This is a genomic window from Burkholderia sp. RF7-non_BP4, assembly GCF_001521935.1.
In the GTDB taxonomy this organism is placed as follows: domain Bacteria; phylum Pseudomonadota; class Gammaproteobacteria; order Burkholderiales; family Burkholderiaceae; genus Burkholderia; species Burkholderia diffusa.
Genome location: NZ_LOTA01000082.1, coordinates 102,273 through 116,866, shown reverse-complemented (window position 1 = coordinate 116,866; position 14,594 = coordinate 102,273). Strand labels below are relative to the sequence as shown.

Here is a 14,594-nt window from a genome sequence, read left to right as displayed (position 1 = left end):
AAGGGCGTCGGTATTGGGACTGCATACCTGCGGCCGTATCACGTGGGCTCCGCCCGTTTGCCATGATTGCCCCCTCGAGCTACTACTCGGTCGGCAGGGTCACGACCGGCGTGTACGCGTGGCGCGACGCGCTCATCGCAGATGACAGCCGGCTTTCCATGTACATCGAGGACCCTGTCGAATACCGAACAGTCCGATTTAAAATCAGCCAATTCCGATTCCACCGGCACGAGCTGTTTGCCATGATTGGTCGGTAGTTTGGTTTTCCTGTTCACACTCCCCCCCCACGAGGTCTCTCGTGGTGGCGTCTTGTTCATCACGGGTCCTCAACCTCCTCTAGAATTGGCGTTCCGGGAGCGGTACGAGGGTAACTCCCTCGGAGGGCCCACCTCCACCTTTGATCGAAGCGTCGCGGCAAAGCGCACGACTTGGTGGCGCGGCAGTTTGTCGGGCAAGTCGAATCGTATGCGGTCCATCAATGACGCCTCTCTCCGCGAACTTCGAGACCAGCACATGAGCCAGCAAGCCCGGACCGGCCAGGCCGCGCTCGATGGGGCGGCTCGGCGCAGCAACTTGTGTAATGTGGTCGCAGCACGTGCATGTCAGTTTCGGGCGCAGATGGCGGATCACGCGGAAGCTGGCCGGTACATATTCCAGCTGCTCGGAGATGTCCTCGCCGAGTTGCTTCACGGGGCCGCCGCACGCCGCGCAGGTTTCACCCGATTCCGGCCAGTACGTCAGGATCTCGCTTGGCAGATGCTCGGGGAGCAGTTTGCTTCTTCAAATGTGTTGACAGACCTAGTAAGGGGCGGAAGATGTCCGTCCGTGGACCGTGAACGGAAATCATGGGCGACCGGTGAAAAGTCAAGACATACTGTTGTTACTCAAACTCGTGTCCCTCGAGCGACAAGCGGGCCTGTCAGTAATTTCGTGTTCAAGGCATATGATGCTCCGAAGGAGGATGTATGCCTCGCAAACCGAAAGCCAAGCCGGTAGACCTGCCGGCCATTCCCGCCGAGTTGCTTGAGCAATTCGGCAACGGCCCGATGACCGCAGACGCGATCAATGCCGCGACGCTGGCCCTCAAGAAGGCGCTGATCGAGCGGGCGCTGGGCGGCGAGATGAGTCACCATCTCGGCTACCCGCCAGGCGCTGCCAAGCCGAGCGCCGTGACCAACCAGCGCAATGGCACGGGCGCCAAGACAGTCCTGACCGAGGACGGCCCGATCCGTATCGAGGTGCCTCGCGACCGCGACGGCAGCTTTGAACCGCTGCTGATTCCCAAACACGATAGACGCTTCACGGGCTTCGACGACAAGATCGTCGCCATGTACGCCCGGGGCATGACCGTGCGCGAGATTCAGGGATTTTTGCAGGAGCAATACGGCACCGAGGTTTCGCCCGATTTCATCAGCTCGGTCACCGACGAGGTCATGGCCGAAGTGACCGCCTGGCAAGCACGGCCGCTCGAACCGATGTATCCGGTGGTGTTCTTTGATGCGCTGCGGGTCAAGATTCGCGAAGACGCCGTGGTCCGCAACAAGGCGATCTACCTTGCACTGGGCATTCTGCCCGACGGCACGCGCGATATTCTAGGTTTGTGGATCGAAGGCACCGAAGGCGCCAAGTTCTGGATGAAGGTGTTCAACGACCTCAAAACGCGTGGCGTCCACGACATCCTGATCGCCGTGACCGATGGCCTCAAAGGCATGCCCGAGGCGCTGGCCGCCGTGTTTCCGGCGACCACGCTGCAAACCTGCATCGTTCATCTGATCCGCAACAGTCTCGATTACGCCAGTTGGAAAGACCGTCGAGGATTAGCCGCCGTGATTCGCCCGATCTACACCGCGCCGAGCGCCGAAGCGGCTCGGGCAGAACTCGATGCCTTTGCCGACGGGCCATGGGGCCAGAGATTCCCGACGGTCAGCGCGGCGTGGCGCAACGCCTGGGATCGTGTGATTCCATTCTTCGCGTTTCCGCCGGCGGTTCGCAAGGTTATCTACACTACGGATGAAATACACAAGCCCCCACGCCGTACTTCGCTCGTTCGCTATGTCCGCGCTTCCGGCCACCGTATCGGCGCGCTGTCTGATTTGGGGCGCGACTGCTTCCACCGGTTAAACAGTCTTTGATAGGTTCGCTCAGACTGCTCAGCCACGGCTCGTTCCTGCTGACGGACACTCTTCAGACTGTAGGCGGCAGCCGGACCTTTGCGCGAGCCATGCTGCGCCGGCATTCCAGCCTGCAGTTCCAGCGCACGTAACTTGTGTGCGGTCAACGCGGGACGGTCCCACGCGAACGGCTCGTCGCGTGTCAGCACATACCATACGATCACTGCGAGTTTGCGAGCGGTCGCGACGACAGCAATTTGCTGGCCGCGGCGATCGCGCACGCGTAGGAAGAAGGCGCGCAGCGGCCCAGGCGCCTGCGTGGCGCCCCAGGCAGCCTCGACCAGCATCGCCCGTGCGTAAGAGCGCCCGCGCTTGGTGATGTGGCCGTGCCTGGCCGGTGTCGGGCCGGACTGATAGACCGACGGATTGAGCCCGAAGTAGCTCACCAGCTTCTCCGGATTCGGAAACCGCTCGATGTTGCCAATGGCAGATAGCAGCCCGATCGCCACCGTGGTGTTGACGCCGGTGATCGTCAGCATCACGCGCAATCGCGCGTCGTCGATGGTCGCTTGCGCGAGTGCTTGCTCCACCTCGCGCAGATCCTCACCGAGGCGGTCCAGTTCGCGCAGCCGCTGCTCAACACCGAGTCGCTCGTCCAACGGAAGCGGTTGAACGCCGAGCCAGGCACGCCCCTTCTTGCCAAACAGATCGGTGGCGGGGCATCGCTCGATCAGATGCGCGGCCAGAACCGCATGAATCTCGTTCTTCAGCCGCGTGCGCTGCCGCACCAGCTGTGAACGACGCGATATCTGTCGGCGCAACGCCAGCGTGTGCTCGTCCGGCATCCATACTTCCGGCAGAAAGCCGCTTGCATACAGCTGTGCCAGTACGGCTGCATCGATCTTGTCCGTCTTGACGCGAGCCTCCGCGATCAGCCGAACTTGCAGCGGATTGGCAATCGCCACGCGCGCGACGTGCCGACGAAGCACGTTGACGATGGCGGCAGTGTTGCCGGTTGCTTCGAGCACCACATGATCGGTGGCGCGCAGCTTCTCGGCAAAACGCTCCAGTTCGTCGCGTCGCAACCCGGTGCGGCCGCCTGCATGCAGCGTGCCATCCTCCAGGTACGCGATCTCGGCCACTGAGCGCGAGACGTCAAACCCCACGATTCGCATAACCGTCTCCCGTATCAGATCACTGTTGGGAGCCGGTGGGACAGCACGACAACTACGGATTCGCGCTCACAGCGCAACCGGGCGGGTCGCAGGGGCGGCCAACTACTAACACGAGCTCGCGGCTCATCGTGTAACAACGGCCTGCCCACCCGAAGTGCTCCCCAGTGCCCCTGTCCCGGATGGTCACACCATACGCTCAAACCACTCGGCGCGGAAACGCGAGGCACCGGCTATATCATGCCGGTTACGAACGCCATCGAGAACATCAACTCGCAGCTGCGCAAGATCATCAAGACCCGAGGACACTTCCCGACCGACGAGGCTGCCACCAAGCTCATCTGGCTGGCACTGCGCAACATCACTGCCGATTGGGGGCGCGCAGCTCATGATTGGAAGACGGCGATGAACCAGTTCGCTATCCTCTACGAGGATCGATTCGTTCGACCATCCGTGTGAATCTCAACCCGCCTTGAACACGGAAATTCTGACACCACCCGACAAGCTCATGCCTCGCCCTCACCCGCTAATGCGCCGTCCAAACACCTGGACGATGAATCGTCTCTACTGGGGTGCTCGATAAGGACGCCCGCAGCACATTTCCGCTCAAGCTAAACCTCGAGCTTGACCACTACAGTGTGCGTGGCGTGCCATGTCTCTTCGATTCCCGTTTTCCTCTACGCGGACAGTAGGATTGCTGGTAACACACCCCAAGAAAAAGGGAGCCGCAGCTCCCTTTATTCATGCGATCAGGAAGCGATCGCGATTCTTCGCGTCCTTGATCCATGCAGGGGCACGACCGCGCCCGCTCCACGTCTCGCCAGTCTTGGGGTTCTGATACTTAGCAGCAACCGGTGCAGAAACCACCTTGCCCTTGCTTGAGCGTTGACGACCAAAGATTTGCTCAACCGTGATGCCATACTCAGCCACTTTTACACGAATGTCAGCAACCACCGCATCCAATTCAGCGATACGTGCCGCCTCGGTTTCCTCTTGCAGCTTCGCAAGCTGGTCCTTCAGGTCCTTGTAGTTTTTCGTTGCCATAGATGGATCTCCCTTACTCGTTGACCGCGAAGTGCGGTACGCCGAATTATGCCATCTATTGAGGTGTACAGAATCAATGGGTTTTCCTAGTCCCCGCTCGTGCGGGATGGAGCGGTCGATCCGGTCCCATGGCACGGCTTACACGCGACGAAGCCGGCAAGTTCGGGCCATCCTCCAGCTCCGCCACACAACGAGCATTCGGTGTCGGCTCCTGCAAAGCCCTCGGCTTGCTTCAACCTCGCCTGCCATTCCGCTTCGCTGATCGTTGTCATCGGCCTTTCCCCCTTATGTTTTCCTTGGCACCGGCCGGGCCAGCGTTTTCTTATTGCTGGTCCGCAATTCCACCCGACAAACATCCACGATGAAACAACTTCCCGAACCCATTGAGCCGAATAAACAGGAGTTGGCAGTTGGGAATGCCGCACTTAACCATCCCCGGGGACCGCACCCATTGATGCTCATTCGTATATGAAACCAAGCCCAGGCTGACGAGATGCCCGATGTACGTATGAAGCAGGTCCGGTTGGCCAAACTCCTCCGCTCGCACAAAAGTTGATAGTGTCTGCATCTTCGATTCCGTCGAAAGCTCTGTGTTTTCAAGCCCCTGCTCGATGTCGCGCTCCTGAGCATCTTCGGTCAAGCCTAGGGAGTCGAAAATGTACGGATCTTTTAGCACTTCGCGCGCCAGATCAGATTGATGCGGCGGCAATCGTGCATCAAAATTGGTTACGGCCGCGCCCGCCCACGCATGTGCTTGCGTGTCAATTTGCATCGCGAGAACGTTGCGGGGCCAACCGTGCTCAGGCGCCTTGCTCGCGTACAAATCGCGGACCGCCGGATCCTTTGCTCTGTCGAGCAAGGTGCATAGATGAAACCACGGCAATTGTGCAGCAGGTTGCTGCGCATATTCCGACGATGGCCATGCTTGTGCCAGGGCACGCATGTGTTTCAGGTTACGCGGAGAGAATCCCCACATGTCGGAGAATGCAGCCTTCAAGTCCTGCGCTAGCCGATCGATGACTTTCGCACCCACCCTTGTCATTCCTGACGTTCGAGAATGTCGCTACCGATCTGCCAGTACAGTGTCACCAGCTAGCGATTCACGCTTGCGGCGGCGCGTGCACGGGCAAGCTCGACCCACTGCTTGAGCTCCGTGAGCCAGCGGCGATAGTCTTCGTCACCCTGCAGGGCAAGGGAATTTGTCATCCAGCCTTTTGCTTGCAATGCGTCAGAAAAAAGAGTTTGGACATTATCCTGCTGCACCCGGTATGAGGCAATGCCTTGCCTGACTAGGGGGAGAGTCGATCGAGCCCTATAACTGCCACGTCAATTGCAGAACGCAACGAGCTCGCCAACGACCGTCGATTCCCTTGCCGGTCAGACGCCCGAATCTCAGCAGAGGAAGCCAGTGGCCGATAGTTCGCTCCGGAACGGTCAACTCCTTTGACTAGACGTTGCAACTCCCGAGGGCGATCGGCCACTCCCGACGGAGCCATCTGAGCGCGAAATGCGCGACGCAGCGGACCGCTTGTCTTTCGGAGCAATAAGGCCGGTGGCGGGCGGGTCAACGACCCGGACCTCGTCTTTGAGCGGTGTCATGCACCCCGTTTCAGGTACGGCAAATTTTTTTGTTGGCTTTGTGCTGAACGGTCCAAGAGCGCCGGGATCAGGACCAGTAGGCTGCCCGTGATTGCCCGAGGATGTCGCTGATGCAGCATCCCCCGAACAAACCAAGAGTTGGATCATGGGTTGCTGCACCTACGGTCAGCGCGGCGATACGTCGCGATGGCGGCCAAAAAGACTATTGAGCACCAGTGATGAGGAAGTCGTCGCGGTTGCGGCCCGCGATCCATCGCGGCGCTCTCCCCCGCCCGCTCCATGTCGCCCCCGATAACGGATCGCGGTATTTCTGGGTAGCGGGACTTCTTGGCAAGCGCCGGACTTGCTTGGCGCGTGCGCCGAATATATCGTCGGGCGTAATGCCGAATTCAAGAACAGCGGCGCGTAGCTTGGTAATGACCACGCTTGCTTCTTCCCTCCGCATCGCCTCCGCCTCCTGCTGCAATTGCCGGATCTGGTTTTGTAGCTCTTGCAAAGTCGTCACTGTTGGTCCTCGACAATAGATACCTCGATTGAGAGAGGCACGGCTACGCCGCAAACCGACGTGACCATTCTCGTCTAGGACTGCCGAACCGGCTCCTGCGTCATCGCGAACACCGAACAGAACTAGAAACGAATGGCCAATGGCAGTCGGAAATCAGAGCAACCTTTAGCTCAGCATGGCAGCCAAGCGGCATGACGAACTAAAAATGGGTCGTAAATACCGTGTCCTTGAATGCATCATAGCGCGACGATTCAAGCCATGGCAAGAGTCTCGGGAAAACTTGATAAGGACGGAAACCTTGTGTCGCTCGGCGCGGCAATTCGCGCTCGCCGCAAGGAACTGGAGATGTCACAAGAGGCACTGGCCGATTTTGCAGAAATCGACCGGTCGCACATGGGCAAGATCGAGCGCGGAGAGCGAAACGTCACCTTCATGAACATCGTTCGCATTGCGCGAGCGATACAAGTCCTTCCCTCTGAGCTACTGCGCGACGCCGGTTTGTAGGCGCGGGCAGGCGAGAAGAACTAGTCGTGCTGGCAAGACCATAGCGCCGCGCCGCCGCCTTCGGGCGGCTTTGCATTATCTGGCCAGGGGTAATCTCGATGCCGCAAGGTTCAGTCAATGGGCCGACAGACGGGCCTTGCTAACGCGGAGCCCGTGGTCATTCCAAAGTGGCTGAACGTATCGGCGGTTGCTCGGCCGGCCGCTTTAATAACGTCGGCAGCGGCAGTGCGGTGGCAGCAGCTTGCGCTGCGTTCATGTGGTTCTCTTCTAGATTACTCGTCGGTTGGGTTTGCCGAGTTCAGTGCGCGGGAGACGGTGGCGACCCCCACACCAAAGTGCTCGGCCAGGGCTCGCACGGAGCCCCCGTGTTCTGCGTGATATGCACGAACTTCCGCGTAATCGACGGCGTGCTTACGGCCCCTGTACTTCCCAGCCTCCTTGGCGACGGCGATTCCTCTGGCCTGCATTTCGCGACGGTTCCGGTAATCGGCTTCACCCTGAGTGGCCATGAATGCCAGAATTCCGTCCCGGACGGCCTTGCGGGTTGGGTCAGTCTCTTGCCCGTCGAACACCATGCCGTTGAGCGTGCATTCCACGCGGACGCCCTTCGTTATCAAGCGCTGCATCGTCGCGTGGAGTTCGTCATAGCGGCGAGAGATACGATCAAACCAGCGAACCACTAGGACGCCGCCCTTACGTAGGTCGCGCTCTACGTGTTGCCACTGTTGCCTCTCGGACGGAGGCACGTGATACCCGCTCACGCCCTCATCAATGAACACATCGTCGGGATCAATGCCTTGCTCGGCGGCGTCGGCGTATTGGCTCGCGGCTGTCTGCCCATCAAGGGTTGATACCCGCCCGTAATAGATTCGTCGCATTCGGAGTTCACGTTGTTCCGTTGATATATCGTTCCGAATTATAAATTGTTCCGGAATTCTGTCAACTCTATCGGAACGGAAATTCTGCGGAATTACCTGTTCGCCACAGGTATACCCAAATGGAACAAAGCAATGCTCACCTAGCAAACCGACGCAGCGATTTGTTCTTGGAGTTGCCCCGGCAATATTGGAAACAGCATCGCGCTAAGGATTGTTGAATCCATTGAGCGCGAGGGCTGCTCCGGCCTCTTCCAGTCCGTACTACCGCTAGCCGCATCCTGAGTGTAAATTAGTCACACTGAATCTTTCAGGTGGGACGACTACGTGAATATAAAGACAATAAAAATAAAGAACTTCCGCTTGCTGCATGATATTTCTCTGCAGCTCGAAGACGAGACCACAGTCGTGGTTGGACGCAACAACTGCGGGAAGACCTCGCTCTCAGACATCATCCGCAAATTCCTGTCTGAACGGAGCACGTTCGAGATCGAGGACTTCTCGAGCGCCTGCTACGACAAATTCTGCGCGGCGCACCGAGCATACCTAAAAGGTGCTGGCGTCGAAGAGGTTCGGGCGCTCGTGCCGTCAATCGATTTGCGACTTCATGTGGGCTTCGACCCGACTGTTCCTGAGTTCGGCCCGCTTCGCGAGTTCGTTATAGATACCGACGACAGTTGCACCGAGGCCGTCATCGTGTGCTCGCGGAGCCTCGCCGATGGCCGGATTGCAGACCTATTCGAGGGGCACGAGGAAACCATCCTACACGGGCCCGACGAATCGCACTCTGATGGGGATCGCCTGGCGCTCTTCCGCAGCTTGACCGACCGCGTGCCGACGCTCTTCACGACGCGGATGTGGGCCGAGGACCCGCAGGACCCGACGAATACGCGTGACGTGACGCCCAAGGCTGTCACAAACCTGCTGTCGCTCGGCTTTGTGAACGCCCAGCGTGCACTCGACGGCACGGGTGCCCGTAGCACTGACGTGCTGGCAAAGGTGCTGGAGAGCCTGTTCCAAAGCGCCTCCGTCTCGACGGCGGACGGCTCCCAAAAGAATATCGCGGACGGGCTCAAGAAGGCCGTTGAGGAAATCCAGTCGGGGATGGACACGGATTTCAAGAAAGAGCTCGCGAAACTCATGCCTGCGATTGAGTATTTCGGGTATCCGGGCTTGGACAACGTGCCACTGCAGCCGGAGACGAAGCTCGAAGTCGGCAAGCTTCTGTCCGACTTCACAAAAATTCAGTACGCCAGCTACAGCGGCGTGCAGCTACCAGAGTCCTACAACGGGCTCGGGTATCGCAACCTCCTCTATATCCTGCTCAAGATCGTCGGCTTCTTCCGCGAGTACCGGGCGCATGCGAACGCGCCTGGCGTGCAGCTCATCGTGATCGAAGAACCCGAAGCCCATCTACATCCCCAGATGCAGGAGGTCTTCATTCGGCAGTTGCCGGAGATCGTTAAAAAGCTCTGCGCTTTGGAGGGCGAGAACGTCTCATGGCCGGTGCAATTCATCGTCTCGACGCACTCCCCGCACGTCGCGAATGAAGCCCGCTTCGACACGATCCGCTATTTCGCCGTGACGTCGACGGATCTGCCGGTTGGTGTTCGCTGTACTCAGGTCAAGGACCTCAGCAGCGACCTCGCCGGATTGAAAGGCCCTGCGTCTGACTTCCTGCATCAGTACCTCACGCTGACGCGCTGCGATCTCTTCTTCGCGGATAAGGCAGTGCTGATTGAAGGAACGACGGAGCGGCTAATGTTGCCGCAAGTAATGCGCGCCCTCGATTCTGTCGATCCCTCCCTGAAGCTTGGCAGCCAATACATTACGATCATGGAGGTCGGCGGGGCCTATGCGCAACTCTTCATTCCGCTTCTCAAATTCCTGGGCCTGCGCAGTCTGATCATTACTGATCTCGACGCCGTCAAACGTAACTCGAAGAAGAAGCTCGAAGCTTGTCTCGTCCACGAGGGGGAGACCACGAGCAATTCCTGCATCAAACACTGGTTCAACACGGTCGAAGCTCCGGCCCCGGTGCCCGAAACGCCTGCTGATAAACAGACGACAACACGTGATCCCATGCCGCAAGCGGCTTCGATGGCCGCAGCTTCGGCGACGGCAGAGGTAGCCGTCGCCGAGACTGCTGACGACGACGAGGAAGAAGTAGCGGATGGGGCGACATTGTTCCCTCTGTCAACGGCATTGGCGGCAGACAACGCTGCCAAGACTCGCGGCAGTCTGCGCCTCGCATATCAGGTGCCGGAAGCGTCAAACGGGCCGTGTGGTCGGACGTTCGAAGACGCGTTCATTCTTGCGAACCAGACCCTTTTCGGCATTACTGGCGCGACGAATGACGCACTCGCGAAAGCTGCCCAGGACAAGGCCGCGAAGCAGAAGAAGTCAAAGTTCGCACTGACCTACGCGATTGAGAGAACCGACTGGGTCACGCCGCGATATATTGAAGAGGGCATGCGCTGGCTCGCCGCGAGTAATGTTGCCGTCGCCAATCCTAGCGTGGCACTCGCCGCCGAGGCACAGGCCATCGATGCGATCAATGTACTCACCGACACGCCACTTTCAGGTGAAGCCATATGAGCGGGGTCACTCACCCCAATCCAGCTGAAGCCGCTGCCGCCGCCGCTTGGGAAGCGCTGAAAGACTGCCTCAACGACGGGTCGAGCTTCGTGTTCGAGGCGGGCGCTGGCGCCGGTAAGACCTACTCGCTGATCGCTGCGCTTCGCTACATCCTGAAGGACCAATCGCGGGAGCTTCAACGCACGCACCGGCAAGTCGCGTGCGTCACCTACACCAATGTCGCGCGGGATACGATCATCGCGCAGACTGATGGCGATCCGGCGATCTACTGTGACACGACCCACGCATTTGCGTGGATGCTTGTCAGCCCGTTTCAGAAACGGCTTCGCGAGCTTGTCCGCACGCTGCCGGGCTGGGTGGATCGCGTCGAAGAACTCGACGCCGCGAACATCACGGCAGTTGGGTACGCGCTCGGTCGGCGCTCCATCGAAGATGGCACGGCGAACTTGCACCACGATGACATCTTTCCGGTGTTTATCAAGCTCATGCAGTTCGCGAAGTTCCGCAACGCGATGGCGTCGCGCTTCCCGCTCATCCTCGTGGACGAGTACCAGGACACGAACGTCGAACTCGTTGAATGCATCAAGGACCATTTCATCGGCAAGCCGCACGCGCCGCAATTCGGCTTCTTCGGTGACCATTGGCAGAAGATTTATGGCGATGGCTGCGGTTCGATCGCACACGACGCGCTGAAGCGCATCGACAAGAAGGCGAACTTCCGCAGCGCGAAGCCAATCGTCGACAGCTTGAACTTGATCCGCCCGGAGCTCGCCCAGGCGGTGAAAGACCCGGCTGCGCCGGGCGAAGTTCACGTTTACCACACCAACGGATGGGGCGGGCGACGGCTCACGGCGAACCACTGGCAGGGCAGCCTCCCCGCTGCCGAAGCCACGCGAGCGCTTAGCAATGTCCGCTCCGAGCTGGAGAGCGTTGGCTGGGATTTTGCCGGCGACACGAAGGTCCTTATGCTAACCCACCGGGCGCTCGCGACAGAGATGGGCTACAACTCGATGCGGGCCGTCTTCGCGTTCAACGATTCCTTTACGCGTAAGGCCAACGAGGTCATCGCATACTTCCACGAACATCTTGAACCGGCGGCGCGGGCCTACCGCACCAAGCGGTTCGGCAAGATGTTCGAAGCGATTGACGCTGAGCGTCCGGTGATGAACGGGCCGGCCGACAAGGCTAGGTGGACGGACACCATGAGGCGGCTCTGCGAACTTCGCAACACGGGCACGGTCGGCGACGTGCTCGCATATCTGTCCTCCACCGGACTGCCGATCCTCTCAGACTCGGTCGTGCGCCAGGAGAAGGCGCTTGCGGACGCGCTTGCGGGCGGCGAACCGCTGACGGGACGCATCAAAGAGCTCCATGCGCTTCACGCAGTGTCCTACCAAGAGATCATCGCGCTCTGCAAATATCTCGACGGTCACTCGCCTTTTGAAACCAAGCATGGGGTGAAGGGCGATCAGTTCGAAAATGTCCTCGTCGTGTTCGGGCGCGGCTGGAACGATTACGACTTCAACCTCTATCTTAAGATGGCCGGGAACCCTGGCCTGATCGGTACTCGAACGGCGGACTACGAGCGTTATCGCAACCTGTTCTATGTCGCGGTCTCGCGGCCGAAGAGGCGCTTGGCACTGCTCTTCACGCATCTGCTTGAGCCCGGCGCGATGGCGACTCTGTCGGGATGGTTCGCGGACCACCCGATCCGGGATATCGGCCCGGCACTATAACGACTCCCTCTGGGCAGAGCTGTGTCACCGCGCGGCGAACCTGCGGATCGCGTTTGACCTCAGAGCGCGCCACGGGACGACGCTCAGCGCCGTCGCTGCCGATGAGCCACGTGTCACCAACCGGACAGTCATCGTAAGTGTCGTCAACAGGCTCGTCACTCTTTGCAGGCGCAACCGCGAGCTTGGCCAAATCAATAACACCGGGCCAGCTCCACAGTACGTCCGCGACCTCATGACCATGCGCGTTACGATCGTCCTGAAGCCAGATTGTAGGGCTAGTGCCGTTCATGGCGTGGTTCTTCGACATCCTCCCGAGCAGGCCCTTGGCGATCAAGCCGGCACTTACATCACGCTGGCCTCGCCAAATCGGCGCAAGTTCCTCCCGGGGAATTAGCGTGGCGTAAGCGATGTCCATGCCGTCGCGCTGAACAAAGAGATGATGTGTATTTCCCTCAGCCCGGTCACGCCCGACTACGAAAGCGAGCGTGTCATCCCAGCTATCATTGATCAATCGAGCGCGCAGTTGCACCGCTGCGATTTTTCCCTGGTTCGCACGTTCGTAGGTGCGGCGCCAGCACAATCGAACTCGCATCTGCAGTGTCTGACCATCGGGTGCCTGTACACGCAAAAACTGCTCGATTGCGGTACCGGTCTGCGTACGGCTGTCGCGCAGAACCGAGTAGCCGCGCGCCGTTAGAAACGGCCCAATGGCATCGCGTCACCGCTTCTTCGGCGAGACTTTCTGTGTTGCGAAAGGTGCGTTTGTACTCGGTCAAAAAATTCCTTCACTCCGCAACGGGGCTGTTTTCCGGCCTTTCAATTACGTGTTTCGAACAGCGAAGCAGACCGCGCTGCATACGAAACGCTATCCAGTCTCATGACCAAAGGCGCGAGTGTCTGCGCAACATTTGCTGGCCAGCCAGCGCGAACTACTTCCGCTTCGCTTGCAGCAACGATGAAGTCTTTGATAACGGCCCGATCCGGTAACGTACAAGCAAGCATGAACGCTGCGTGACGCTTTTCGTCAGTCAGGTCCGTGAATGTGAACTTACCGAGTGTGTGCGCTAGATATTCGCTCGCTTCGGCTTCGATTTGGTCCATGTTCATTTGCCTGGTTTCCTAGGTGCCGACCAGGTCGGCATTAGCCTCACAATCGTCCCAGTACCGTAACGGATCCAGATGTTGCGGATAGCGTAAACTGAGCCACCCTGAAAGTCGAGCCCAATCCGGGTGGTTGCTGCCTGTCAGTGACGACCAGATCGAGGAACGTTCGAGAATCCGCCCAGTGGCGCGATCACGTACCAGCAAGCTGCCCATCCCGCTCGAACTGTTCGACTGTGTCTCGACCAGATAGCGTGGCAACAACCGCAGTTCGGCATCCTCCGCCCAGCCATACACTGCTCGCACCACGTTCGACGGATCTCGCAGTTCAATGGGGCCAGTGGCCGGGCGAACGGCTTTCCATCCTTCAGGAAACTCGGCAACAACCTCGTGGCCAGCTTCTCTCACCCATCTCACCCGCAAAATGCGCGATATCGCCTCGCACAAGTGGGACAGCGACGCGTAGCCGGCGGGCAAAGCAATCGCGCTCGGTAGCGTGATCAGATTGTCTTTCCAGAGCCGGGGTTCGTCATCGGCGCGCTGGGCCGTATCGAACGCGCTGGCTTCGAATGGATTCACCGGCCGGCCCGACATGCTCGTGTTCCCGCTTGGTAATCCCGTAAAGAGACGCTCCGCGTCCTGACGGGTAAGTTTTGGTTTCCCGCGTTTCATGAGATCTTTGTACAGTTCCTTTCCTATCAATGGTCGAAGGGCGGCTACCCTACTCAGATGGCGAGCAGGTCGGGCTGAATTAGGAACGCTGCAGGATCGTTACCGAGCCATGCTGGCTGTCGGCCCCTGCCAGACCAGGTTTTACCTGTAGCAGGGTCACGGTACTTCGGAACGGTCGACATGCGCCTCGAGTTGCGCTTATGCCCTTTCTCTTGCAGATCCAGAATGCTGAGATCGAACTCCTTCATCAGGGCCTTGATCTGTCCGATCGCCGCTTCACGTTCGGCTTCGCGAGCGGCGTTGATTTGCGCATCCAGTGCCTCTCGTTGCGCAATTAGAGCTAGGTAGCCCGTCGGTTTCGACTTCATGTTCTCTCTTTTCCTTGCGCCGGCATGGCCGGCGTTTTCCTGGTTGCTGTTACCGAGCATGGAGCCCGCAGTCCCGAGCGCGTCCTTCATGCGCTCCTCGGCCGCGAGTTCCTCCTCCTCGGCGGTTATCGCGACCCACTGGTAACCGCAAGTACGGTCGACATGATAGAAGTCGCCGGACAGCTTGTCGTTGTAGCCCATTGGACGATCGACTGCCGCGCATTCCTTGCAGGTCACTCGATCCCAGCAAAGGTAGCTGCCGGACGGGAGCGTCATGGCTTTTCCTTCCTATAGTTGGCGAACGTTCAC

General features: G+C 59.2%; 11 protein-coding genes and 3 pseudogenes. 5 read left to right on the top strand and 9 right to left on the bottom strand.

Translation table 11 applies throughout. From position 1 onward, the window contains the following. Positions 1-492 precede the first annotated feature (492 nt). Positions 493-774: pseudogene (locus WS49_RS34220) on the bottom strand (IS66 family transposase zinc-finger binding domain-containing protein); the annotation flags it as partial. A 191-nt stretch (positions 775-965) separates the two neighbouring features. Between WS49_RS34220 and WS49_RS26030 the strand changes: the two are divergent. Then, positions 966-2,072 (top strand): annotated as a pseudogene (locus tag WS49_RS26030) (IS256 family transposase); the annotation flags it as partial. On the opposite strand, the gene WS49_RS26025 reads toward WS49_RS26030, so the two are convergent. Further along, entirely contained in the window at positions 2,051-3,286 is a 1,236-nt protein-coding gene (locus tag WS49_RS26025) for an IS110 family transposase (protein ID WP_059689158.1), read from the bottom strand. The pseudogene WS49_RS26030 and the gene WS49_RS26025 overlap by 22 nt on opposite strands. A gap of 234 nt (positions 3,287-3,520) precedes the next feature. Here WS49_RS26025 and WS49_RS26020 point away from each other — a divergent pair. After that, positions 3,521-3,742, top strand: a pseudogene (locus WS49_RS26020) (transposase); the annotation flags it as partial. A 282-nt stretch (positions 3,743-4,024) separates the two neighbouring features. On the opposite strand, the gene WS49_RS26015 reads toward WS49_RS26020, so the two are convergent. The 3 genes from WS49_RS26015 to WS49_RS26005 all read right to left on the bottom strand — a co-directional run bounded on the left by WS49_RS26015 (position 4,025) and on the right by WS49_RS26005 (position 6,371). After that, on the bottom strand, positions 4,025-4,327 hold the full coding sequence (locus WS49_RS26015) for an H-NS histone family protein (RefSeq protein WP_059534690.1): 303 nt from the start codon (positions 4,325-4,327) through the stop codon (positions 4,025-4,027). Positions 4,328-4,649: 322 nt separating this feature from the next. Next, positions 4,650-5,360 (bottom strand): DUF1016 N-terminal domain-containing protein, encoded by a 711-nt coding sequence (locus WS49_RS36565; RefSeq protein WP_373557205.1) that lies wholly within the window; start codon positions 5,358-5,360, stop codon positions 4,650-4,652. 768 nt (positions 5,361-6,128) lie between these two features. Next, positions 6,129-6,371 carry an H-NS histone family protein gene (locus WS49_RS26005; protein ID WP_059534785.1) on the bottom strand — a complete coding sequence of 81 codons (243 nt, stop codon included), beginning with the start codon at positions 6,369-6,371 and terminating at the stop codon, positions 6,129-6,131. Between the two features lie 318 nt (positions 6,372-6,689). Between WS49_RS26005 and WS49_RS26000 the strand changes: the two genes are divergently transcribed. Continuing rightward, a complete protein-coding gene (locus WS49_RS26000) occupies positions 6,690-6,935 on the top strand; it encodes a helix-turn-helix domain-containing protein (protein ID WP_059534688.1) in 246 nt (81 codons plus the stop codon). 272 nt (positions 6,936-7,207) lie between these two features. Here WS49_RS26000 and WS49_RS25995 read toward each other — a convergent pair whose 3' ends face one another. Then, entirely contained in the window at positions 7,208-7,813 is a 606-nt protein-coding gene (locus WS49_RS25995; protein ID WP_059534686.1) for a recombinase family protein, read from the bottom strand. A gap of 324 nt (positions 7,814-8,137) precedes the next feature. Between WS49_RS25995 and WS49_RS25990 the strand changes: the two genes are divergently transcribed. Together WS49_RS25990 and WS49_RS25985 are read left to right on the top strand one after the other, a co-directional pair. Further along, on the top strand, positions 8,138-10,408 hold the full coding sequence (locus WS49_RS25990; RefSeq protein ID WP_059534684.1) for an ATP-dependent nuclease: 2,271 nt from the start codon (positions 8,138-8,140) through the stop codon (positions 10,406-10,408). After that, positions 10,405-12,144, top strand: a complete 1,740-nt coding sequence (locus WS49_RS25985; RefSeq protein WP_059534682.1) for a UvrD-helicase domain-containing protein — start codon at positions 10,405-10,407, stop codon at positions 12,142-12,144. Before WS49_RS25990 ends, WS49_RS25985 begins: the two co-directional genes overlap by 4 nt. A gap of 816 nt (positions 12,145-12,960) precedes the next feature. Here the strand turns inward: WS49_RS25985 and WS49_RS35330 are convergent. Genes WS49_RS35330 through WS49_RS36445 form a run of 3 tightly spaced genes read right to left on the bottom strand, consistent with a single transcriptional unit; the run spans position 12,961 to position 14,561 of the window. After that, positions 12,961-13,251, bottom strand: a complete 291-nt coding sequence (locus WS49_RS35330; RefSeq protein ID WP_156441456.1) for a hypothetical protein — start codon at positions 13,249-13,251, stop codon at positions 12,961-12,963. A 12-nt stretch (positions 13,252-13,263) separates the two neighbouring features. After that, on the bottom strand, positions 13,264-13,917 hold the full coding sequence (locus tag WS49_RS34210; protein ID WP_082725582.1) for a hypothetical protein: 654 nt from the start codon (positions 13,915-13,917) through the stop codon (positions 13,264-13,266). Positions 13,918-13,970: 53 nt separating this feature from the next. Further along, the gene (locus tag WS49_RS36445) at positions 13,971-14,561 is read right to left on the bottom strand and encodes an H-NS histone family protein (protein ID WP_306453915.1); all 591 of its coding nucleotides are present in this window, start codon (positions 14,559-14,561) and stop codon (positions 13,971-13,973) included. Between the last annotated feature and the right edge of the window lie 33 nt (positions 14,562-14,594).

Excerpts from the sequence above, each read along its gene's own strand:
- WS49_RS35330 (WP_156441456.1), bottom strand. The coding sequence starts at position 13,251 with ATGAACATGGACCAAATCGAAGCCGAAGCGAGCGAATATCTAGCGCAC.
- WS49_RS26025 (WP_059689158.1), bottom strand. The coding sequence starts at position 3,286 with ATGCGAATCGTGGGGTTTGACGTCTCGCGCTCAGTGGCCGAGATCGCG.
- WS49_RS25995 (WP_059534686.1), bottom strand. The coding sequence starts at position 7,813 with ATGCGACGAATCTATTACGGGCGGGTATCAACCCTTGATGGGCAGACA.
- WS49_RS36445 (WP_306453915.1), bottom strand. The coding sequence starts at position 14,561 with ATGACGCTCCCGTCCGGCAGCTACCTTTGCTGGGATCGAGTGACCTGC.
- WS49_RS26000 (WP_059534688.1), top strand. The coding sequence starts at position 6,690 with ATGGCAAGAGTCTCGGGAAAACTTGATAAGGACGGAAACCTTGTGTCG.
- WS49_RS25985 (WP_059534682.1), top strand. The coding sequence starts at position 10,405 with ATGAGCGGGGTCACTCACCCCAATCCAGCTGAAGCCGCTGCCGCCGCC.
- WS49_RS26015 (WP_059534690.1), bottom strand. The coding sequence starts at position 4,327 with ATGGCAACGAAAAACTACAAGGACCTGAAGGACCAGCTTGCGAAGCTG.
- WS49_RS34210 (WP_082725582.1), bottom strand. The coding sequence starts at position 13,917 with ATGAAACGCGGGAAACCAAAACTTACCCGTCAGGACGCGGAGCGTCTC.
- WS49_RS26005 (WP_059534785.1), bottom strand. The coding sequence starts at position 6,371 with ATGCGGAGGGAAGAAGCAAGCGTGGTCATTACCAAGCTACGCGCCGCT.